19 protein-coding genes are annotated in these 21017 nt (G+C 63.4%); 7 read left to right on the forward strand and 12 right to left on the reverse strand.

Annotation, left to right across the window (positions count from 1 at the left end; genetic code table 11):
* The first annotated feature begins 2 nt into the window (after positions 1 to 2).
* On the forward strand, positions 3 to 593 hold the full coding sequence (locus tag M2394_RS14100; protein WP_178925870.1) for a phage tail protein: 591 nt from the start codon (positions 3 to 5) through the stop codon (positions 591 to 593).
* A gap of 56 nt (positions 594 to 649) precedes the next feature.
* The gene (locus tag M2394_RS14105; protein ID WP_259172873.1) at positions 650 to 958 is read left to right on the forward strand and encodes a hypothetical protein; all 309 of its coding nucleotides are present in this window, start codon (positions 650 to 652) and stop codon (positions 956 to 958) included.
* Here the strand turns inward: M2394_RS14105 and M2394_RS14110 are convergent.
* The 4 genes from M2394_RS14110 to M2394_RS14125 are packed head-to-tail and all read right to left on the reverse strand — an operon-like array spanning position 934 to position 5650.
* Positions 934 to 1449, reverse strand: a complete 516-nt coding sequence (locus M2394_RS14110) for a GNAT family N-acetyltransferase (protein ID WP_259172874.1) — start codon at positions 1447 to 1449, stop codon at positions 934 to 936. The genes M2394_RS14105 and M2394_RS14110 overlap by 25 nt on opposite strands.
* Before the next feature lie 15 nt (positions 1450 to 1464).
* On the reverse strand, positions 1465 to 3561 hold the full coding sequence (locus M2394_RS14115; RefSeq protein ID WP_259172875.1) for a biotin/lipoyl-binding protein: 2097 nt from the start codon (positions 3559 to 3561) through the stop codon (positions 1465 to 1467).
* Positions 3561 to 4880 carry an efflux RND transporter periplasmic adaptor subunit gene (locus M2394_RS14120; RefSeq protein WP_259172876.1) on the reverse strand — a complete coding sequence of 440 codons (1320 nt, stop codon included), beginning with the start codon at positions 4878 to 4880 and terminating at the stop codon, positions 3561 to 3563. Before M2394_RS14120 ends, M2394_RS14115 begins: the two co-directional genes overlap by 1 nt.
* Entirely contained in the window at positions 4877 to 5650 is a 774-nt protein-coding gene (locus M2394_RS14125; RefSeq protein ID WP_178925865.1) for an efflux RND transporter periplasmic adaptor subunit, read from the reverse strand. The genes M2394_RS14120 and M2394_RS14125 overlap by 4 nt, the downstream gene beginning before the upstream one ends.
* A gap of 162 nt (positions 5651 to 5812) precedes the next feature.
* Between M2394_RS14125 and M2394_RS14130 the strand changes: the two genes are divergently transcribed.
* The 5 genes from M2394_RS14130 (at position 5813) to M2394_RS14150 (ending at position 10814) form a co-directional block, all read left to right on the forward strand.
* A complete protein-coding gene (locus M2394_RS14130) occupies positions 5813 to 7984 on the forward strand; it encodes an outer membrane assembly lipoprotein YfiO (RefSeq protein ID WP_259172877.1) in 2172 nt (723 codons plus the stop codon).
* A complete protein-coding gene (locus M2394_RS14135) occupies positions 7981 to 8685 on the forward strand; it encodes a DUF3142 domain-containing protein (RefSeq protein ID WP_259172878.1) in 705 nt (234 codons plus the stop codon). Before M2394_RS14130 ends, M2394_RS14135 begins: the two co-directional genes overlap by 4 nt.
* A gap of 70 nt (positions 8686 to 8755) precedes the next feature.
* Positions 8756 to 9445, forward strand: coding sequence for a hypothetical protein (locus M2394_RS14140; RefSeq protein WP_259172879.1), 690 nt, complete (start codon positions 8756 to 8758; stop codon positions 9443 to 9445).
* A 14-nt stretch (positions 9446 to 9459) separates the two neighbouring features.
* Positions 9460 to 10146: a hypothetical protein gene (locus M2394_RS14145; protein ID WP_259172910.1), complete on the forward strand. Its 687-nt coding sequence runs from the start codon at positions 9460 to 9462 to the stop codon at positions 10144 to 10146.
* Positions 10143 to 10814 carry a protein phosphatase 2C family protein gene (locus M2394_RS14150; RefSeq protein ID WP_259172880.1) on the forward strand — a complete coding sequence of 224 codons (672 nt, stop codon included), beginning with the start codon at positions 10143 to 10145 and terminating at the stop codon, positions 10812 to 10814. Before M2394_RS14145 ends, M2394_RS14150 begins: the two co-directional genes overlap by 4 nt.
* 8 nt (positions 10815 to 10822) lie before the next feature.
* On the opposite strand, the gene M2394_RS14155 is transcribed toward M2394_RS14150, so the two are convergent.
* The 8 genes from M2394_RS14155 to M2394_RS14190 all read right to left on the reverse strand — a co-directional run bounded on the left by M2394_RS14155 (position 10823) and on the right by M2394_RS14190 (position 21007).
* On the reverse strand, positions 10823 to 13276 hold the full coding sequence (locus tag M2394_RS14155) for a TonB-dependent siderophore receptor (protein ID WP_259172881.1): 2454 nt from the start codon (positions 13274 to 13276) through the stop codon (positions 10823 to 10825).
* A 105-nt stretch (positions 13277 to 13381) separates the two neighbouring features.
* The gene (locus tag M2394_RS14160) at positions 13382 to 14332 is read right to left on the reverse strand and encodes a FecR domain-containing protein (protein WP_259172882.1); all 951 of its coding nucleotides are present in this window, start codon (positions 14330 to 14332) and stop codon (positions 13382 to 13384) included.
* A complete protein-coding gene (locus tag M2394_RS14165) occupies positions 14329 to 14838 on the reverse strand; it encodes a sigma-70 family RNA polymerase sigma factor (RefSeq protein ID WP_178925858.1) in 510 nt (169 codons plus the stop codon). Before M2394_RS14165 ends, M2394_RS14160 begins: the two co-directional genes overlap by 4 nt.
* A gap of 74 nt (positions 14839 to 14912) precedes the next feature.
* Positions 14913 to 16358: an efflux transporter outer membrane subunit gene (locus tag M2394_RS14170; protein ID WP_259172883.1), complete on the reverse strand. Its 1446-nt coding sequence runs from the start codon at positions 16356 to 16358 to the stop codon at positions 14913 to 14915.
* Positions 16355 to 17413: an HlyD family secretion protein gene (locus M2394_RS14175; protein ID WP_259172884.1), complete on the reverse strand. Its 1059-nt coding sequence runs from the start codon at positions 17411 to 17413 to the stop codon at positions 16355 to 16357. The genes M2394_RS14170 and M2394_RS14175 overlap by 4 nt, the downstream gene beginning before the upstream one ends.
* A 15-nt stretch (positions 17414 to 17428) precedes the next feature.
* Positions 17429 to 18964 carry an MFS transporter gene (locus M2394_RS14180; protein WP_259172885.1) on the reverse strand — a complete coding sequence of 512 codons (1536 nt, stop codon included), beginning with the start codon at positions 18962 to 18964 and terminating at the stop codon, positions 17429 to 17431.
* A 219-nt stretch (positions 18965 to 19183) separates the two neighbouring features.
* Positions 19184 to 20104, reverse strand: a complete 921-nt coding sequence (locus M2394_RS14185) for a LysR family transcriptional regulator (RefSeq protein ID WP_259172886.1) — start codon at positions 20102 to 20104, stop codon at positions 19184 to 19186.
* Positions 20105 to 20155: 51 nt separating this feature from the next.
* Positions 20156 to 21007, reverse strand: a complete 852-nt coding sequence (locus M2394_RS14190; protein ID WP_259172887.1) for an ABC transporter permease — start codon at positions 21005 to 21007, stop codon at positions 20156 to 20158.
* Positions 21008 to 21017 lie beyond the last annotated feature (10 nt).

A 21017-nucleotide genomic window follows, 5' to 3' on the forward strand; every position in this document is an offset into this window, starting at 1 on the left:
TCATGGAAGTATTCATCGGCACCATTCAACCCTTTGCGTTTAACTTTGCCCCGCAAGGCTGGGCCTTGTGCGCCGGCCAGACCCTCTCCATCAACCAGAACCAGGCATTGTTCGCCCTGATCACCACCACCTATGGCGGCGATGGCGTGCAAACCTTCAAGTTGCCAGACCTGCAAGGGCGGCTGCCCGTCGGCCAGGGTAGCGGCGCAGGCCTGACCACGCGCGTCATCGGCGAGTTTTCCGGCACCGAATCCGTGACGGCCACGCTGGTCAACCTGCCGGTCCATACCCACACCGCCACCTCAATCACGGCCACAACGGCCATCCAACTGACGAGCGTGACCAGCAACCCGGTGACAACACCCACCGCCACCAACGCCTTTATCGGCGCCTCCGGCGGCGGACCGGGCAGCGCTTCGATCTACTCGGACCAACAGGGTGCCAACCCGGTGCCACTCCAGGGGGTGACCACCACGGTGACCAGCCCGACGATCGGCCCGGCCGGCCAGGGTCAACCGATGGGGTCCATGAACCCCTTCCTGGCGATCAATTTCAGCATTGCCCTGAGCGGCATCTTTCCGTCACGCGGCTGACGCACTGCCTTGGCCGAGGCTCGCGGGCCTCGGCACCTCTGACGTGGAGCCTTCCCATGCTGAACCTGGTTACTCTCGAACACTTTCGACCGTTGCTCACGCGCACCAGCGTGCTGTACCTGCCGGACGGCTCGGCGCTGCCGATCCAGGTGCAAAGCCTGCGCGAAACGCCAGACGCCACTATGCCCGGCGCCACTCGTGGAGCGTTCAGTGTGCAACTCAACAGCCTCAGCCCGACGGACTTCGTCGATGGTTTATGCCGCTTGCCACTGCCCGGGGCTTCCCTGGAACAGGTGTTCGTGTCTCGCGAGCCCGCCATGGGCCGCGACAGCGAGCGCGGTTATTTCTGCATCGTGTTCAACTGAGGCGGGTACCACACCAACCGCTGTGCGGCGGGTGTCTGCTCTTCCACCCGAAACCCCAGCGCCAGGTAATGCTGGCGCGCCTGGGGGTTACTGGCCCACACCACCGTGGCCACCGGGCAGAACACCTGCGTGGCGGCTTGCTGCACCCCTTTGAGCACCGCACGGCCAAAACCCTGGCCACGAGCGGCGGGGATAAACGCCAGGTACAACACGCGGATTTCATTGGGGCCGAAGTCTGCACTCAAGGCGCCGATGGGCGTGCCGAGCTTTTCGATCACGTAATGCAGGGCGCCGGGAAAATGCGTGTCCATGCCGGCTTCCTGAACCTGGAACTGCTGGCTGATCACCTCGTCCACCAGGCCCTGCTCGCCATCGATCCACTGCAAATCCGCCCGCGCCGAGCGGTACAAACTGTGCAAAAACGGCTGATCACTCGCCCGTGACGGGCGCATCTCCAACCCCAGCGCCAACGCGCCCTCCTTGTTCATCATCGCGTTCAACTCCTGTCAGAACCCGCTTTCCCGAACCCCCAATGCTGCTGCCCGTCGCCAGGCCACACCCAGCACCGACTCGCTGCGCCCTTGCAGCACCACCACGCCGCGCAACGGTTGGTGTGGGGTTTCGATTGTTTGCACACTTTTCAACCGCGCGCCGTATTGGGCCTGCACCGGCTCCGGGCGCTGGTTTTCATCACGGCGCACGGCAATCGGCCCGTGGTGATCGGATGTCAGCGCCTCCTGGTCCAGATAGGCCACGCCGTTGGCATCGATATCGGTCAACTCCACGGCGATGGCGGCGTGCATCGGGTCATCGGCGATAAACCGCCCGGTCGCCCCCGACGCAACCCGCCACAGTTCCGCTTCGGCCAGGTAACCGCGCAGGCGCGCGCCGTCTTCCACCACTTGCGCCAGCGCGTCCTTGGGCGACAGCCAGCGGCCCACGCTCAATTGCGGCAACACATCGCGCACGGTGCCCGCGTGGGGCGCGCGCAACAACAGGCGCTCACGCTGAGCGGCCAGCCCACGGTATTCGGCGAGGGCCTGGGACAAGCGTTGATCGTTGATGCCGGCGTCTGCCGCCGTTTCGCTGCGCCCAGCCTGGCGGCGCATCTGCAGCTGCAGAATCTCCACTTCACGGCGCACGATGCTTTGCCGGGCGTCCAGGTCCGGCGACTCCAGCTCCACCAGCACCTGGCCCTGGGTCACCACCTGGCCATCCACCACCCGCAATTGTTTGACCCGCGCCGCCACCGGCGCATGCAACGCACTGGCCCGCCCGGCTTCGAGCATGGCGGGCAATTCCACCGCGCTGCGCCATGGCACCACCAACACCAGCACGATCAACGCCAGGCCCAGGCCGCTGAGCAGCGCCCGGGGCGTGTGGGCCTGGCTGCGACGACCCCACCATTCGCGCCATTCCTTGCAGATGGGCAGGAAGATGAACCACACCAGTTCCACCAACATGAGGAAGATCCCCAGCAACTTGAAGAACAGGTGATACACCGCCAGCGCAATCCCCAGAAACAACGCCGCGCGCCACAACCACGACAGGTAGCCCCACCACAACAGCCGCCGCTGCATCACCGGCGACCAGGACTCCGGCGCCGGCTCGCCATAACCGAACAGCGCCTCGCGCAGGCGCCAGCGGCACAGGGCAAAGGCGCGGCCTTGCAAATTGTCGACGCCCCATAAGTCGCTGATCAAAAAGTAACCATCAAAACGCATGAACGGGTTGAGGTTGATCGCCAGCGTCGTCAACCACGTCGCACTGGCCAACATGAACGCGGCGGTACGCGCGGGGCCGTCCGGCAACAGCGACCACGCCAGCAACGCCACGCATGCCAGCAGCAGTTCGGCCATCACGCCACCGGCACCGATCATCAACCGCGCCCGGCGATCATTGACCCGCCAAGCGTCGCTCACATCGGTGTAGAACATCGGCAGCAACACCATGAACGCCACCCCCATGCTCTGCACGCGACAACCGGCGCGCTTGGCCATGAACGCGTGGCCGAACTCATGGCACAGCTTGGCAAAGAACAGCGCCACGCCAAATGCGAGAACGCCTCCCAGGCTGAACAGGTGCGGAAACGTCGCCAGGAAGCGCTGCCAGTCCCGCGCCACCAGGAACACGCCCAGCCCCAACACAATGGGCAAACCGTAGCGCAACAACCCCGGGCCGAAGCGCGCCAGCCATGGCCAGGCGCGGTTGAGGAATGCATCCGGCCGCCACAGCGGGATGCGGAAAAACAGGTATTGATGCAGCAGCACCTGCCACAGGCTTTGCTTCTGGGCGGCGGATTTGTAGAGATAGCTGGCGCGTTGCTCCGGGTCGAGAGCGGCGATCAGGTCGTGGGCGCGCAAGAAGCACAGCAACTCTTCCACCTCGGCACCGCCCAACGGCAAACCCGGCTCGCGGTTGGCGGCTTGCAGGACTTTTGCCGGATCCCCCAGGGACCAGTGGCGCAACAAGCGAATAGCCGTGGCGCCCAATTTGAAATAGCGCCCGCGTACCGGGTCAGCCAGGGTCCAGCGAGGCGAACCATCCAATGCCGGCCCACTGCTGGACAGTTGCAGGTCGTCGCGCAGCGGGGGCAGGCTCATCAGAGGCCAACGCTCTGGCGCAGGCCCGCCAGCGGCCGGCGCAACAGGTACAGCGCCAGCGGTGCACGCTCACCGTAGATCTTCGCCGTACCACGCAAGCCGATACGGGGCGATGCGGCATCGAACTGCGCATCCAGGCGGTAAGCCAATTGGCCGCCCGGCGTGGGCTGCGCCTCGTAGGCCGCGCGTTGCAGGGTGGCCAGGTAGCGTTGCAAGGGGTCGCTGTCGAGAAATAGCGCGACCTGGGCGTTGGGCGCCAGGGCAATCGCATCACCCACGGCCAGTTCGATGCGCAGCTCGGCCTGGCCAGGGTCGGCGATCTGCAGCAGGCGCTCACCGGTTTGCACCGGTTTACCGGTCCAGCGCTCGGCGTCGGCGAAGACCGCAATACCGTCGCGCTCGGCGCGCACTTCGCTGCGCTTGAGCAGTTCACGAGCGTAGTCGCGTTCGGCGCGTTTTTGCTCGACGCGGGCGGCCAGCAGGTCGATGCGCGAACTCGATTCGGCATCGGCGAACGCTCGCTGGGCGTTGGCCTTGAGTTCGGCTTCCGCCACGCCCAGGGCGCGCGCCGCCACATCGGCCTGGGCCGTGAGGGTGGTGCTTTCAAAGCGCAGCAGCAGGTCGCCGGTTTTCACCGTCTGATTGGGTTTGACCAGGAACTCGGCGATCACCCCATCCAGCGGTGCTGCCACCACTTGCCCGGCCAGCGGCACCACTTCGGCCGGCGCCAATACCGACTGGCGCACCGGAATCAGCAGCATCAACAGCAACGCGACCACCACCAGCACCTGGCGTTTGCGCGTCAGGCGCAAGCGCCATGGCCGGCGCGGTTGCAGTGCATGCCAGGCATGGCTGTAAGTGCCGCCTAATTGCGAAAGCAATACTTGCTCGGCAGGGTTCCACGGCGTATCCCGTGCCAGCCACAGGCCGCCGAACACTTGACCTTGCGGGTCGATCATCGGCAGCCAGAACACATGGGCAGCCGACAAACTCTGCCAATCGGCCTGCACCGCGTCGCTCAGTTGCTCGGCGGGCACCACCCGCGCCGTCTCGCCCAACCCTTGGCTGTGCAACTGCGCCACCGCCTGTTCGACAAATGCCACGAACGGCGCGTTCGGGTCGACACTGCTTACCGCTGTGACAGCCTGCACCTTGCCGGCGATCAGCAGTGCGGCATGGCGATAGCCGAACAGCGGCTGCCCATCGTTGACCAGGCTGTAGGCCAGTTGCTCGGTGGTGCGCGCGGCGCGGGTCTGGCGCTCAAGGTCGAGGAACTGCGCGAACACCCGCTCGGTGTTGCCCGGCATCGGTGCGTTCATTGCAGTTGAGCAAAGTGCGCGGTGCCGCTCATGCCGGCCATCAAGCCCGTGGCATTGGGCAGGGTGGCGACCAACAGCAGCGTCTGGCTGCCCTCATCGATACGCGCGCCGAGGCGCTTGACCGTGGCGCTGAACGCCTGGCCGGTCTCGTCGGGGGTGAAGTTGAAGGTCTGGCCGGGCTTGAGTTTGTCCATCCAGCGCGACGGCACCAACAGGTGGATTTCCAGGCTGCGGTTGTCGACGATTTCCAGCAGCGGCGCGCCCGCCGACACGCTCTCGTAGCGCTGGACCTTGCGCTGCACCACCTGGCCGTCATACGGCGCCAGCACGCTGCAGCGTTTGACCTGCACCTGATACACCTGGGATTGGGCTTGGGTTTCGGTGAGCTTGGCTTCGGCGCGGGCCACTTCAAAACGCCCGACGGAATTGAGCGCCGCCAATTGCTTGTTGTGGGCCAGCTCTTCACCGGCGCCACGGCTGGCGGCTTGGGCGGCGTTGAGCTGGGCCTGGTAGGCCGAGCAGTCAAAACGCGCCAGGGTGTCGCCCTTCTTGAACGACTCGCCCTCGCTGAACGGCAGCTCGACGATGCGCCCCGACAGCTCGCTGGCCAGCATCGCCTGGTCGCGGGCGCGCAATACGCCACGGGCCTCGCTGCTGGCGCTGGCTGCGGCGGCGGCCGGCTGATCCAGCAACGGATCCTGGGCCAGGGCCAACGGTGCAATGCCGATCCAGCAGGAAAATCCGAACACCCATCCACGTAACAGCTTCATACGATCGACCTCCCTGACGATGTCCGCAGTCTAGGGCAGAGAGGGTAAATTGCCACTACTAAAAATCGGACAAATCAGCATTTTGCGTAGGCCTTCACCGAAGCCGATGTCGGTTCAAGCTATGATTGCCCTCCTCCAAGGACTCAGGATCAAGGACACGTCATGCGCATCGGTTTTCTGTCACCCCTGGCACTGGCCCTGCTGGCCGGCGCTTCCCTGCAGGCCCAGGCCAGTTCCGACGACTCGTGTTACCCCGATTGGCGGGTGTCGCGCAGCAGCCTGGACACCTGCAGCAACCTGCCCTTCCTGAGCCCGGGCAATGACAGCCGGGTGAACCTGCGCCTGTTGCTGGCCGATAAAAAATCCGCGCCCCTGACCCCCGACGCCCTGAATGACGATGACCTGGCCCAAGGCTTCGGCCCGGTGCCGTTCCCGGTGTATCGCCTGGCGCCACGGGCCGACAGCACCACCGAGCCTGATAACGGCCCCGACGATTCGCGCACCGCTGAACTCGATACCTTGCTCGGCCCGCTGGGCATCAAGCGCGACGAGTACAAAACCGCCGGCGAAGCCTTCCTCAATGGCGAAGGCAGCCGCTGCCGCAGCAACGACGATGACAGCGCCACCGCGTTCATCAGCCAGGTGGTGAAAGCCGACATGCCCGCGCCCGAGCGCGAGCTGCTGGTCAAGGCACGCCTGCAACTGCTGAGCACCTGCGACTGGGACGGCCCGGTGGTGGCGGACCCGCAGCAGCTCCAGTCCGCTGACGGCCAGTTGCTTCTGGCCTACCTGCAAGCGGCCGCCGATTTCTACAGCGGGCGCTTCGCCGAGGCGTCCATCGGCTTCACGGCGGCCGGCAAAAGCGCTTTGCCATGGCTGAAGGAAACCGCGCAATACATGACCGCGCGCACCGCACTCAATCAGGCCCAGGCCAACGCCTACGACGAAGATGGCATGCCGCACCTGGACCGTGTGGACAAGTCCGCCCTGGCCGAGGCCGAGCAAGGTTTCGACAGCTACCTGAAGGCTTATCCACAGGGCACCTACAGCACCTCCGCACGGGGCCTGTTGCGCCGGGTGTATTGGCTGGCCAACGACAATAGCAAGCTGGCCGACGCGTTCGCCTGGCAACTGACCCAGGCGACCGATGCACAGCGCAACGTGTCGGTGAATGAACTGGTGGAAGAGGCTGACCTCAAGCTGCTGATGGTCAACAGCGAGACCGTCAACTCGCCGATGATCCAATTGGTCAGCGACCTGATGGTGATGCGCGGTGGCAACCAGCCGACCCTCAGCCGGGCAGACATCGAGAAGCAGAAAGCGGTGTTCGCCAGCGAGCCTGAACTCTATGACTACTTGCTGGCCGTGAATGCGCTGTACACCGAGCAGCAGCCCGACGCCGCCCTCAAGCTGTTGCCGCAGAGCGTGCCGTCGAGCCTGAATTACTTCGCCTTCAGTCAGCAGACCCTGCGCGCCCTGGCCCTGGAAGCCAAGCAAGATTGGAAAGGTGCCGAGGCCTTGTGGCTGCAACTGCTACCGCTGGCGAAGCTGCCACTACAACGCGACCAGTTGGAATTAGCCTTGGCGATGAACTACGAGCGCAGCGGCCAGTTGGCCAAGGTGTTTGCCGCCGACTCGCCGATCGGCGCCAAGCAGGTGCGTTACATCCTGCTGCGCAACATCGCAGGGCCCGACCTGCTGCGCCAACAGATCGCCAAGGCCAGCGACCCGGTGGAGCGCGAGACCGCCCAGTTCGTGCTGCTCTATAAAGACTTGCTGCGCGGCCAGTACGCGACGTTCGCCGACGACCTCAAGCAACTGCCCGCCTCGGCCCCCGAGGACAAGTTGGGCACCAGCCTGGGTTACATCTACAGCGCCAGCCAGACCTTGAAGCTGTTCCAGTGGAATGGCGACAAGGCCGAGTCCGGCTACGCCTGCCCGAGCATCGCGCACACTGCCGCCACCTTGCAGGCCGACGGCAAGCACCCGCAGGCGCTGAACTGCCTGGGTGAGTTCATCCTGCGCAACAACCTGGATGGCATGCCGCTGGAGCAAGCCCGTGCAGCGGGCAGCCTGGGCAGTACCGCCTCGCAGTTCAAGGGTGAAACCTTCTCGCGGCTTGATGGCTACAAGCAGGTGATCGCCAATGCCAAGGCGCCGAAGAACGACAAGGCCTACGCGCTGTTCCGCGCCATCAATTGCTACGCACCGGCCGGCTATAACAGTTGCGGCGGCGTTGATGTTGAGCCGGCCGTGCGTAAAGCCTGGTTCCGCCAACTCAAGAGCGGTTTTGCCGATACCCAGTGGGGCAAATCGCTGCAGTACTACTGGTGAGGCGCCTGTGGCTGGGCTTGCTCTTGATGGCAAGCCCGGCTTTCGGCGCCGTCGACGCTCAAGACTATGACGCCTTCTGGCTGTGGAGCGGCGTGACGCCCCAGCCGGTGCTCAAGCAGGCCAACACCCTGTACATCCTTCAGGGCCAGATCAACTCCACGCGCCGGGCGCCGGCGCGTGGTGTTCAGCTCATCGCCCAAGGCATGAGCGTGCCGCGCCTCACCCGTGGTGAAGTCTGGGTGGTGTACCGCGCCCACACGCTGCACTGGCCCGAACGGGTCTACACCCAACTGCTCGGCCAGGTGCAACGCTGGCGTGATGCGGGCAACCCGGTGGTCGGCATCCAGATCGACTTCGACGCCCGCACCCAATACCTGCATGAGTACGCCGACTTCCTGCGCGACCTGCGCCAACGCCTGCCCGCTGACCTGCGCCTGAGTATCACCGGCCTGATGGACTGGAGCAGCAACGCCGACCCCGCCGCCATCGCCCAGCTCAAAGGTGTGGTGGATGAAGTGGTGGTGCAGACTTATCAAGGGCGGCACAGCATCCCGGACTACGCGGCGTATTTGCCACGGATGAACCGGCTGGGTTTGCCGTTCAAGATCGGGTTGATCCAGGGAGGTGCTTGGGAGGAGCCGAGGTACTTGAAGGGAAGTGAGTGGTTTCGGGGGTATGTGGTGTTTTTGCAGAATCGTTGACATTTATGTCAACTCTATGCAAGAAAGTGTCCTCTGTCCGCGGACAGAGGACACTTACCTTTGGAGCCCCATGAAAAGTCAAGACATCGTGGTCCTATTCAAATTAATAAGCCTGGAGCTCCAAGCCAAAGGGGAGCGCGTGAAAAAGCGAGAGTTCTCTGTTGAAAAAGAGAACGCGTCCCTCGGGTTTCAAAGTCTTCCGGAATACATTCAAAATTTCGAGACCATTCTACTTTCCTCATTTGATGACTGGCGGGGCTGGGATGAAGTTGATGAAGACTCCGAAAAAAGCAGCCCACACAATTACTCGGTGAGGGCGTTGTCTTCTGCACTGGGTCTTAGCAAAACCGAAGTTTCTTCGTCCCTGAATCGCTGCAGGGACATTGGATTGATTTACACGAATCACACTGACGGCCTACCTCTGGTAAGAAACAAAGCGCTGCTTGACCTGGTCACCTACAGCATTCGCTATATTTTCCCGGTTAAACCAGGCCCTATCGTGCGGGGTATTCCGACGGCTTTCGCCGCGCCGATCCTGGCAGGCAAGGTCATAAGTGGCGGCGATCTCATTCCCGTCTGGCCGGACGCCTACGGAAAAAGCAAAGGACAGGAAATCACGCCTCTCTACAGAACCGTTCCCGGCGCCGTGAAAAAAGACGAGCTTCTCTACCACTTCCTCGCTCTCGTTGACGCCATCCGCATTGGCGGCCCGCGCGAAACAAAAATTGCTGACGCGATGCTTCGGGAGTGGATCTTGTGACCTCCAACAGAACAATGATGCTGCAGATGCTTGAGGAGGTTGCCGAGGCGCTAGGTGAGACACTGCGAAAGCAAATTGCCTTTGTCGGCGGCTGCACCACTGTTTTGCTCATCACCGACGAATACACTCTGGAGTCGATTCGCGGCACAGACGATGTGGACTTGGTCATTCATTTGACGGGGACCACGGACTGGTACCGACTGGAAGAAAGCCTTAAACCCAGAGGCTTCAAAAATACCGGTCAGGATTCAGTCACCTGTCGCCTGAGGCTCGGCGCATTAAAAGTCGACTTCATGCCCACCGATGAAAAGGTCTTGGGATTCTCTAATACCTGGTTCGTCGGCGGACTGGAAAATGCCATCGACTACACACTACCCAACGGAACAGCGATCAAGGTATTCGCAGCACCCTGGTTTCTTGCCGCAAAGCTTCAGGCTTATCAGGGTCGAGGATGTGGAGATGTCCTGATGTCCAATGACATTGAGGACATCATCGCTTTGCTGGACGGCAGAGAGGAACTTATCGAAGAAGTAAAACGGGCCCCCATTCCATTGCGACACTTCGTAAGTGAGCAATTCTCGGCACTGCTGAAGCTATCAGCGTTTCGAGACGTCATTCAAAGCACGGCCCAGGACTCAGACCGTGAGACGCTGATTCACGAGCGATTGAGGGCGCTGATCGGATTCGGAGTGTCCGTTTGACTCTGCTCTTGAACCTCAGCAGACAAGGGGTTGGCAGAACAGAAAACCGCGATGCGAGCGGTTCGGCACACAATTCAGGCGCGTGCCTGTATGTGATCGCCGACGGCACCTCAAAACCAGGAAGCGGTGACCTCGCGCGGGCACTGATTCACCACGTGCTTGAGTGTTTTTCCCGCGCAGAATCCTCTGTTGCTTCTTGTCCCGACAATGCCTTGAAACTGACTCTCGACTCACTCAATGCAGTACATTCAAACCTTTGCCCGGACTTCCCTTTTGCCTCCACCAGCTATCTGGCATTGCTGGTGGTGGGTCAATCGATGGTTTCTATTCACGCCGGTGACTGCTGCCTGGGATACCTGGATAAAGACCAACGAACGATCTGGCTAAGCGCCCCCCACTGTGGGCCAAATTGGAAAGGCGACCTGAGCCACTCATTTATAGCCAATAGCCCCGCCCGCAAACGACTGCTCAACTGCATGAGCGGTCGTCGCCCCCACGAGCCTCATGTTCAACCATTGCAGGCGAGCATAGAAAGAACATGGGTCCTGGCCACTGACGGTTTCTGGGCCGAACTCTCGGCCGAGCACCAGGCTGGCGCCATCAGAGAGCAAACCCTTCACGGATATGCCACAGATGACGACGCCACCGTCATGCTGCTGCGCACGTAAAGCTTCCCTCACCAGTCGTAGGTCAGGCTTGATACGGCGGTGCGCCCTTCCCCGTAATAGCAATCCAGGTCGCTGGTGCATTGCGACACATAGGTTTTGTTCGTCAGGTTCTGCACGTTCAGCGCCAGTTTCACGCCCTTGAGTTTGAGCGGCGAGCGGCTCAGGTCGTAGCTCAGGCTGGCGTCGTAGACGCTGTAGGACGGCACCGTGAAGGCACCGGCATAGTAATCACCCAGGCTCTGGCGGGCGTAGCGTACGCCAAGGCCTGCACCGAGGCCGGCCAGCGGGGTGTCGCCGAGCACGGTGTAGTTGACCCACATCGAGGCGGTGAGCGGCGAGATGCCGGCCGGGTGGCGGCCTTCTCGGCCGTCGTTGTCCTTGGTGTATTTGATGTCGTTGCGGGCGGCCGAAGCGATGATGTCCCAGGCGTCGCTGAGCGCCGCCTTGGCTTCCAGCTCAACGCCCCGCGAGCGCATGGCGCCGCTTTGAGAGCTGAACAAGGGGTTCGTGGGGTTGGTGGTGAGCACGTTTTCCTGATCGAGCTGGTAGACCGACACCTGCACAAAACTCTTCTGGCCGGGCGGTTGGTACTTCACACCGACTTCATATTGCTTGCCGGTTGAGGGGTCGAACGGCTTGCTGCCGGCATCGGTGCCCGTCAACGGCAGGAAGGATTCGGAGTAGCTGATGAAGGGTGCAACACCGTTATCGAACAGGTACACCAAGCCTGCGCGCCCGGTGAAGGCTTCGTCCTTGCTGGCAAAGCGGGTGTCCTGGATCGGCTCCTTGTTCACCACGCTGGCCCAGTCATAGCGGCCGCCGAGGACCAGCGCCCACTTATCCCATTTGATCTGGTCCTGCACGTACAGGCCGGTCTGGCTCAGGGTGCGGTCCCAACGGTACGGTTGGCCGTAGTTGATCCGCTGGCCGTAGACCGGCTTGAACAGGTCGATCACCGGCGGGTTGCGGTCATACAACCCGTGGAACAAGGAGCCGGAATGGTAGTAATCCAGGCCGAAAATCATCATGTGCGACAGCGCGCCGGTGTCGAATTCAGCCTGGGCAATGCTGTCCACGCCGAACACTTTGTTGTTCTGCGCCCAGTCCACGGCATAGCGCTGCAGGTAGCGTTGGTCCTGCACGCCGGTGACCGGGTTGGCGACAAAAGCGTAGCCGTGCAACGGCGCGGTGTAGCGGTCGTCGACCTCGGCATAGCGCGCATTCTGCTTGAGGGTCCAGGTGTCATTGAGACGGTGGGACACCTCATAGCCCAGCACGTACTGCTCGCGGTTGTACTGGTTGACGCCCGGCTCGCCGATAAACAGGTCGCGCTTGATCTTGCCGTTGGGGTTGTTCCACAACGTACCGGACGCCGGCAGGCCTTGGGCTTCGGGGACGCCTTTGTCTTTCTGGTACTGGGCGAACAGGGTCAGGTGGGTATCGTCGTTCGGCCGCCAGGTAAAACTGGGGGCGATGAACTGGCGCTTGTTCTCGACGTAGTTGATTTCGTCCTGCCCGTCATTGGCCAGGCCGGTGAGGCGGTAGAGAAATTGCCCCTGCTCGTCCAGCGGGCCGCCGAGGTCGATGGCGGCGCTTTTGTGTTCATAGGTGCCGGCTTCCAGCACCACCTGGTGCAACGGAGTTTCGGTGGGGCGCTTGCTGACCATGTTGACGATGCCACCTGGCTGGTTCTGCCCGTACAACACCGACGCGGGCCCTTTGAGCACTTCGATGCGCTCCAGGGAGTACGGCTCGATCTGCAACGCGCCCCCGGTGCTGCCGCCGCCGTAAGGCAGGTGCAGGCCGTCGAGGTACAGCGGCGTGGGCGAGAAGCCGCGCGAGGTCGGCTCATCGAATAATTTGACCCGGTCAGAGAACCCACCCGCCGTCATGCCCGGTGTGTAGAGCAAGGCCTGGGTAACGCTCTGGGCGCCGCGTGCCTTGATCTCGGCGGCGCTGATCACGTTGATGGTCTGGGGGATTTCCACCAGCGCCGAATCGGTCTTGCTACCGGAGGCGCTGCGTGTGGCGACGATGCCATCCACCGGGCCCCAGGCGCTTTCCTGCACTTGTTGGCCACTGACCTGGGTGGCGCCCAGCTGCAACGGGCCGTTACCGGTCAGCGCCTGCACCGACCAACCGCCCGGGGATTGCACGGCCACCAAGCCACTGCCCGCCAGCAACCGCTCCAGGCCGGCCCCGATCGCATAGCGCCCTTTCAGGCCGGCGCTGCGCTTGCCTTCGGTGAGCGTTGCGTCCACCGACAACAAGATGCCCGAGGTACTGGCAAAGAGGTTCAACGCCTGGTCGAGGCTGCCTGCAGCAATGCTGTAGGTGCGCAACGCTTCAGCGCTTTGTTCGGCGTAAACCTGCGTCGGCACCATCGGCACCGTAGCCAGCAGGCTGACAAACACGCCACGGCGCAGGGCGCGGGCCAAGGGTTGGATTGGGTGGTGCGGCATTGCAGGACTCCCCGTGAGATCGCTTCTTGATTGGCTTTCAAGAGGTATCCCGGACGAACACGGAAAACCGACAAGGCGACGCAACATTATTTTGTAGGGTTGGGGTCAGGCTCGGGCTTTGAGGGTGACCCAGTAGCGTGTGACGCTGTGTATGTGGATAGGCAGCGAATGCGCCAGGGCCGCAAGGATGGCGTCGGTGTCGTTCAGCGGAAACACGCCGGTGAGCAGCAGGCCGGCCACGGCGGGATCGCAGCGCAACACACCGGGGCGATAGCGACCCAGTTGCGTCACAAACTCACCCAACGGCTGGCGCTCGGCGATCAGGCGGTGCTCGGTCCAACTGCTGGCATTGGCGTTGACCGCAGGCAGCGCGGAGCTTTGCCGTTGGTTGAACCACAGGCTGTCACCCGGGTTCATCTGCACCGCAGTGCCCTGTGCCGGAGTGACGCGCACGCGACCTTCATACAGATCGACACGGCTACCGTCAGGCAATTCACGCACGGAAAAACGGGTGCCCAGCGCCTGCACATCACCGGCCGGCGTCTCGACGATCAGCGGGCGCAACGGGTCGTGGCCGCTGGTCAGCAGGATCTCACCACGGATCAGGCGGATGCGGCGCTCACGGGCACTGAAGCGCAAGTCCACGGCACTGTCGCTGTTGAGGTCCAGGCGCGTGCCGTCGCTGAGGGTGAACTGGCGGATCTCGCCCGTGGCGGTGTGGTAATCGGCAAACGCCGCTTGCCAAGGTTCGCTACGAGGCACCAGGTAACCGCTGCCGCCTGCCACCAGCAACACGCCGAGCAACTTGAGGGCCGCCCGGCGCTGGGTATCCGGGGTGTCACGCAGCACGGCACGGGCACTGTCGGCCGGCACGCCGCTGAGGGTGTGCTGCAGGTGCTGAAGGCGCTGCCAGGCGCGGCGATGTTCCGGGTCGGCGGCCTGCCATTGGGCGAAGGCCTCGCGCTGCTCACCGTGCAGGTCATCGCCCCATTGCAGCATCAGCCACTCACTGGCCTGCTCGACAATGGCCGGGGCGATGGGCGCATCGTGTTTCATTCGGCGTAGGCCACCTGGTAGCAGGCGACGATGGCGCGGGTCATGTACTTCTGCACCGAACTGACGGTGACGCCCAGGCGCTCGGCGATCTGCGCGTAGCTCAGGCCTTCGAACTGCGACAGCATGAACGCACGGCGCACGTTGTCGGGCATGCGGTCGAGCATGGCGTCGATCTGCATCAGGGTTTCGAGGATCAGCGCGCGGGTTTCCAGGGACGGTGATTCCGGCTCCGGCAGGTGCGCGATGCTTTCCAGGTAGGCGCGCTCGATGCGCAGGCGCCGCCATTGGTCGATCACCAGGTTGCGAGCGATCTGCACCAGGTAGCTGCGGCTTTCCTTGTCACCGGGAAAACGCCCGGACACCAGCAGGCGCAGGAACGTGTCCTGCGCCACATCGGCGGCGTGCTCGCGGTCGCCCAGGCGCTGGCGCAACCAGCCTTGCAGCCAGCCGTGATGGTCGCGGTACAGGAGGTGAAGCTGTTGCTGGCCGTCAGTCGCGGTGTCCATGAAAAGCTCAGATACATTATTGAGAGCAATTATCATTACACCTTATTTCGCGACTGACAAAAACTCTTTGCAGATCAGCGTGCGGCCGTTTGCAGCGGGTACACCGATTCCCAGCCGCCGCCCAACGCCTTGTACAGCCCGACCATCGCCAGCGAAACGCCCGTGGAGCTTTCTACCCATTGCTCCTGGGTGGCCAGCAGCGCGCTTTGCACAGTCAGCACGTTGACGAAATCCACCACGCCTTCCACGTACTGGTGCTGCGCGGTGGCCAGGGCGATCTGGTTCTGGCGCACGGCTTCAGCGAGGCTGTCACGGCGCAACTGGCTGGCGTTGTAGCGGGTCAGTTGGTCGTCGATCTCATGCCAGGCGCGCAGCACGGTTTGCTGGTAGGCCAGCGCCGCTTCCTGCTGCTGGGCTTCACGCAGGTTCAACATGCCTTGCAGGCGCCCGCCATTGAACAGCGGCAGGCTGAACTGCGGGCCGAAGGCAAAAGCGCGCGAGCCCCATGAGCCAAAGTCCGACAGTTGCATCGCCTGGGAGCCAAGGCTGCCGGACAGCGTGATGCGCGGGTAGAAGTCCCCCTTGGCCACGCCGATGTTGGCGGTGGCGGCATGCAAACGCGCTTCGGCCTGACGGATATCCGGGCGACGCTCGGCCAGCTCCGAAGGCAGGCCGATGGCGACCTGGCGCTGGGTTTGTGGCACGGCGGCGTCTTTGGACAACTGTGCATGCAGGGCTTGTGGCGGCTCGCCCATCAACAGGCTCAGGGCGTTGATCAACTGGTCCTGGCGTTGCTGCAAATCCGGCAGCCGCGCTTCGATAGCCGCCACTTGGGCGGCGGCTTCGGCAACGTCCAAATCGGTGGCCACGCCGTCGGCCAGGCGCAATTGCGAGAGCTTGAGGCTGTGGCGGGCGACGTCGAGATTCTGCTCGGTGACGGCGCGGGTATTTTGCACGCCGCGCAGCTGGATGTAGTCCTGGGCGGTCTCTGCAAGGACTGACAGCAGCACAGTGCGACGGTCATTTTCGGCCACTTGCAGGGTGGCGTCGGCGGCTTCGGTCTCGCGTTTGACCCGGCCCCAGAAATCCAGCTCCCACGCGGCAGAGAAGCCCATGTCCCACTGGTTGTAGGCCGACTGGCCATTTTCGCCGGACGGGTCGCTCAAGCCCTTGGCGCTGTTGCGCTGGTGCAGGTAGTCACCGGTGGCGTTGACGTTGGGGTAACGCTCGGCGGTGGTCACCTGGCGCACGGCACGGCTCTGTTGCAGGCGGCTGCTGGCCAGCTTCAGGTCGAGGTTGTCGGTGAGCGCACGGCGCGTGAGGGCCGAGAGTTGCTCATCGTGGAACACGTCCCACCAGCGCTCTTGCAACGGGTCGCTGGTCGCACGGCTGTCGGCCTGACGGCCCTGGGGTTCACTCCATTGCGTCACTTGCGGGCTTTGGGGCGTGTGGAAATCCGGGCCGACCGTGCAGGCGCTCAGGCTGATGAGGCTCAAGGTGAGCCACGCGATGTGCTTCATTGCTGAGCCACCTCACGGGTTTTCGCCACCGGCTGGGTATCGACGCTGGCTTCCACCGACATGCCGACCCGCAGGCGCTCGGCGTGGGCCTGGCCAGGCTCCAGCACGATCTTCACCGGAATGCGCTGCACCACCTTGGTGAAGTTACCGGTGGCGTTGTCGGGCTTGACCGACGCGAACGTCACCCCGGTGGCCGGCGCCAGGCTTTCGAGATGGCCGTTGAGCAACTCGCCATCCAGGCTGTCGACACGCACCTGCACCGCCTGGCCCGCGTGCATGTGGGACAGTTGGGTCTCCTGGAAATTGGCTACCACGTAGGCATCGGCCAACGGCACCACGGCGAGGATCTTGCTGCCCGGCGTCACGTAGGCACCGACGCGCACGGCACGCTCGCCGACCATGCCGTCCACCGGCGCCACAATGCGCGTGTAGGACAGCTGAAAGCTGGCCAGCTCCAAGGCCGCCTGGGCACGCTTGAGCCCCCCTTCGGCGGCATCACGCTGGGCGGTGAGGATCTCAACCTGCTTGCGTTCGGCCGCGAGTACGGCAGTGGCATTGGCCAGGCGTGCGGTGGCCTGATCGATGCGGGTCTTGGCTTGCTGGGCGTTCTGCACAGTGCCCGCGCCGACGCCGGCGAGGTGGTTGTAGCGGTTCAGCTCGTGTTCGGCAAAGGCCATTTCCGCACGGTCTGCCGCGACGGTGGCCTGGGCCTGGGCGATGACCGAGCTTTGCCGCTCCAGGGTGGCCGTGGCGTTTTTCAGTTGGGCCTGGGCGACGAGAGTGTCGGCGTCGGCAGCCTGGGCGGCAGCACGGAAATCGCGATCGTCGATCAGCGCCAGCAACTGGCCGGCCTTGACCCGCTGGTTGTCTTCCACCAGCACTTCTTTGATGAAGCCCGCCACGCGCGGCGCAACCAGGGTGAAGTCGGCGGCGACGAACGCGTCGTTGGTGGTCTGGCGCTTGCTGCCCAGCACGCCCGGTGCAATCAGGTACACCAGCACGCCCACAGCGAACACCGCGATAGCGGAGACGGCGATTTTGTCTTTGCGTTTCATGAGCAATCCTTTTGGCTAGGTCGGTGCGCGCGGTGGAAAAATCCGCGTCGGCATCCAGAAAATCAGCAGAATCAACGCCACCGCGACGGCGGCCATGACGTAATAAAGATCTGAAGACGTGAGCACCACAGCCTGTTCGTGCAGGCGGTGCGCCAGGCCCGGCGCATCGGCGTCGGCCAGTGGGGAGTTGCCCAGGCCGTCCACCAACATGTTCGAGTGGAAGTGCAGGCGCCGAGTGGTCAGCACATCCAGCACGGCGGTCGCGATCACGGCGGCCAGGCCTTTGATGGTGTTGAACCAGGCCGAGGCGAACGGCCCATCCATCGGTTGGATGCTGCCGGTGGACAGCATCAGCAGCGGGAGCACGGCCATGGGCTGACCGAAGATTTGCAGCAGGTACAGGCCATAGAAGTCGTCGCGGATCCACGCCGAGGTCAGGTGCGCACTGCCCACGCAACACAGCACCAGCATGCCCAGGCCAACGCCCAGCACCCAGCGGCAGTCGACCCAGCGCAGGTTGCACAACGCGGCCACCAGAGGCAGTGCGATGAGCTGCGGCAGCGCCATCAGCAACATCACCGGCGCGGTTTGCAGCGGGCGGTAACCCTGGACCTGTGCGAGGAAACTCGACGGGATAAGGATCACCGAGGTCAGCACCATCAGCACGCCGGCCAACACGATCAGGGCAAACGACAGGTTGCGCAGGCCGAGCATCTGCAACTTGAAAAACGGGATCGGTTGCGACCATTCATTGAGCATGAACAGCACCAGCAACAGCGTGCCGCCGCACAGCAAGCCGGTGATCAGGCCCGACTCGAACCAGTCCAGGCGATTGCCTTGCAGCAGGCCGATCACCAGCATGCAGATCGCCGGGAACCCCAACAGCAGGCCGCGCCAGTTGAACTGCTTGAAGCGTTCCAGGCGCAACGGGTCTTGCGGCAGGCCGTAGGCCACGGCAGCCATCGCCAGCAGGCACGGCCCGACGATCTGCCAGAACGCCCATTGCCAGCCGACGTATTCGGTCCACAGCGCCGCCAACGGCGTGCCGAGGCTCGGGCCGAAAGTGGCGGTTAGCGCGTAGCCGGCCAGCCCATACAACTTGACGTTGGCGGGCAGGAAACGCAGTGCCACGGTCATCAGCATCGGCGGCAGCGCCCCGCCCGCCAGGCCTTGCACGGTGCGCAGCACCAGCAGGCTTTCGTAGTTCGGCGCAAACGGGCACAGGATGCCCAGCACGGTGAACAGGCCGATGGCGCACAGGGTGAAGCGGCGCAGGGAAAAGGTCACCGAACACCAGGGCGCAAAGGCCATGGCCGCGACTGACGTGGCGGTGTAGGCCGCGACCAGCCAGGTGCCTTCGTCATAGCCGATGTACAGCGCCCCGCGGATATCGGCGAGCGCCACTTTGGTGACCATCTCGTTGAGGCCGGACACCAACACCGCCAGCAACACCCCGACCAGGCCGATGATGATGCGCGGGCCGAACACGGGTGGGCTCATTGTGGTGGGTTTGGCTGCGGCCGAGAGGGTGGGGGCAGCGAGGGAAGTCATGAACGGATAGCTCGAAAGTAAAAATACCCGAGCAGTTTAATCAGCCACATACATGACAAAAAGTTACTTATCGGAAGCTTATAAGTGCGTGAAACGCAATCGTGTATACAACGCACATCCCTGTAGGAGCCCGGCTTGCCGGCGATGGCGGTCTTGGAAACGCCATCGCCGGCAAGCCGGGCTCCTACAAAGGGTGTGGGGTGTGAGATGGGGTTTGTGTCAGGTGGGCTGGGCTTCGAGCCAGGTGGCGTGGCAGCTTTCGCGCATGGTTTCGCGCAGCCACTTGTGGGCCGGGTCTTTGTCGAAGCGCGGGTGCCAGGATTGGGCCAGGACCAGGGTGGGCAAGGAGATCGGCAGCGGGAAGGCGCGCAACGGCAGCTTCAGGCGGTTGGCGCTCAGCAACGCTTCCTTGGGCACCGGCAGGAGCAGATCGGAATCGGGCAGCATGAACATCGCGCCGTGGAAGCCTGGGGCAATCATCGCGACACGGCGCTCCAGGCCCAGGGCATTCAGCGCGGTGTCGATCGGCCCGCGGGCCTTGCCACGCCGCGAGATGCTGATGTGGGAATAGCTGGCGAAGCGTGCGGCGGTGATCTCTTCGTCAAACAACGGGTGGTCTTCCCGGGCGAGGCCGACAAAGGTAGTGGAAAACAGGTTCTGCACTTTCACTTCGGGGCTGGCTGGCAAGGTATTGCTCACCCGCAGGTCCAACCGCCCTTCACGCAGCGCATCGTCGTCGGTATCGCCTTCGGGCACGAAGCACAACTCACACAGCGGTGCGACACGCTCCATGGTGTCGAACAGCCGACCGCCATACACCCCGATGAAAAAGTCATTGGCCCGCACACTGAAGCGGCGGCGCAACGTGCTCAAGTCGACCTGCTCGGCGGAACGAAACAGCACCGCCGCCTGCTCCACCACATTGCGCACCTGGCCTTGCAGCTGCAGCGCCTTGGGCGTCGGCACCAGGCCACGCCCGGCGCGCACCAGGATCGGGTCGCCCACCGCTTCGCGAATGCGCGTGAGGGTTCGGCTCATGGCCGCAGGGCTCAGGTTCATCCGCCGCGCCGCGCCCACCACACTGCCCTCGTCGAGCAAGGCGTCGAGGGCGACCAGCAGGTTCATGTCCGGTAGTTGCATGCCAAGCACTCGTGTTCAGTGGAGAGTGAATGGGGTGCAATCCTAGCAGGGTTAGGAGCGCTGCATGCCCCAGCGCTTCACCGTCAGCCGTTCGAAGGTGTCAAACACCAGGTTTTCCACCAGCAGGCCGATGAGGATCACCACGGCCAAACCGGCAAACACCTTGTCGGTAAACAGCTCGTTGCGGTTCTGGAAGATGTACCACCCCAGCCCGCCCTTGCCGCTGGTGGCGCCGAACACCAGCTCGGCGGCGATCAGCGTGCGCCAGGCAAAAGCCCAGCCGATCTTGAGGCCCGAGAGGATCGACGGCAGCGCAGCCGGGATCAGGATGAACAGCACGAAACGCATGCCTTTGAGGCCATAGTTGCGGCCGGCCATGCGCAGGGTTTCGGACACGCCGAGGAACCCCGAATAGGTATTGAGCGCCAACGCCCACAACACCGAATGCACCAGCACGAAGATCAGGCTGTTCTGCCCCAGGCCGAACCACAGCAGCGCCAACGGCAGCAGCGCAATGGCTGGCAACGGGTTGAACATCGAGGTCAGGGTGCTGAGCAGGTCACGGCCCAACTGGGTCGAGACCGCCAATGTGGTAAGGGCAAACGCCAGCACGATGCCGATCAGGTAACCCTTGATCAGCACCGCCAGCGAAATGCTCACCTTGCTGAGCAATTCGCCGCTGAGCAGGCCGTCGAACAGCGCCTGGGACGTCTGCAAAAAGCTCGGAAGCAGCAGGTCGTTGTTCTGATACCGCGCGACAGCCTCCCACAGAATGGCCAGCACGATCAGGATCAAGCCCTTGCGCAGCCAACCTTGCTGCCACAGGCGCTGACGCAGGGGCAGCTCGCGTTCCACGGGGACGCTGAGCAGCGGTTCGAGGGTGATTTCGTATTCCTGGCGCATGAGCGGCCCC

This window comes from Pseudomonas sp. BIGb0164 (genome assembly GCF_024810135.1).
Classification (GTDB): domain Bacteria; phylum Pseudomonadota; class Gammaproteobacteria; order Pseudomonadales; family Pseudomonadaceae; genus Aquipseudomonas.

Excerpts from the sequence above, each read along its gene's own strand:
- M2394_RS14175 (WP_259172884.1), bottom strand. The coding sequence starts at position 17,413 with ATGAAACGCAAAGACAAAATCGCCGTCTCCGCTATCGCGGTGTTCGCT.
- M2394_RS14125 (WP_178925865.1), bottom strand. The coding sequence starts at position 5,650 with ATGAAGCTGTTACGTGGATGGGTGTTCGGATTTTCCTGCTGGATCGGC.
- M2394_RS14110 (WP_259172874.1), bottom strand. The coding sequence starts at position 1,449 with ATGATGAACAAGGAGGGCGCGTTGGCGCTGGGGTTGGAGATGCGCCCG.
- M2394_RS14130 (WP_259172877.1), top strand. The coding sequence starts at position 5,813 with ATGCGCATCGGTTTTCTGTCACCCCTGGCACTGGCCCTGCTGGCCGGC.
- M2394_RS14185 (WP_259172886.1), bottom strand. The coding sequence starts at position 20,104 with ATGCAACTACCGGACATGAACCTGCTGGTCGCCCTCGACGCCTTGCTC.
- M2394_RS14160 (WP_259172882.1), bottom strand. The coding sequence starts at position 14,332 with ATGAAACACGATGCGCCCATCGCCCCGGCCATTGTCGAGCAGGCCAGT.
- M2394_RS14155 (WP_259172881.1), bottom strand. The coding sequence starts at position 13,276 with ATGCCGCACCACCCAATCCAACCCTTGGCCCGCGCCCTGCGCCGTGGC.
- M2394_RS14100 (WP_178925870.1), top strand. The coding sequence starts at position 3 with ATGGAAGTATTCATCGGCACCATTCAACCCTTTGCGTTTAACTTTGCC.
- M2394_RS14165 (WP_178925858.1), bottom strand. The coding sequence starts at position 14,838 with ATGGACACCGCGACTGACGGCCAGCAACAGCTTCACCTCCTGTACCGC.
- M2394_RS14105 (WP_259172873.1), top strand. The coding sequence starts at position 650 with ATGCTGAACCTGGTTACTCTCGAACACTTTCGACCGTTGCTCACGCGC.
- M2394_RS14140 (WP_259172879.1), top strand. The coding sequence starts at position 8,756 with ATGAAAAGTCAAGACATCGTGGTCCTATTCAAATTAATAAGCCTGGAG.
- M2394_RS14180 (WP_259172885.1), bottom strand. The coding sequence starts at position 18,964 with ATGACTTCCCTCGCTGCCCCCACCCTCTCGGCCGCAGCCAAACCCACC.
- M2394_RS14120 (WP_259172876.1), bottom strand. The coding sequence starts at position 4,880 with ATGAACGCACCGATGCCGGGCAACACCGAGCGGGTGTTCGCGCAGTTC.
- M2394_RS14190 (WP_259172887.1), bottom strand. The coding sequence starts at position 21,007 with ATGCGCCAGGAATACGAAATCACCCTCGAACCGCTGCTCAGCGTCCCC.
- M2394_RS14170 (WP_259172883.1), bottom strand. The coding sequence starts at position 16,358 with ATGAAGCACATCGCGTGGCTCACCTTGAGCCTCATCAGCCTGAGCGCC.
- M2394_RS14115 (WP_259172875.1), bottom strand. The coding sequence starts at position 3,561 with ATGAGCCTGCCCCCGCTGCGCGACGACCTGCAACTGTCCAGCAGTGGG.
- M2394_RS14145 (WP_259172910.1), top strand. The coding sequence starts at position 9,460 with ATGATGCTGCAGATGCTTGAGGAGGTTGCCGAGGCGCTAGGTGAGACA.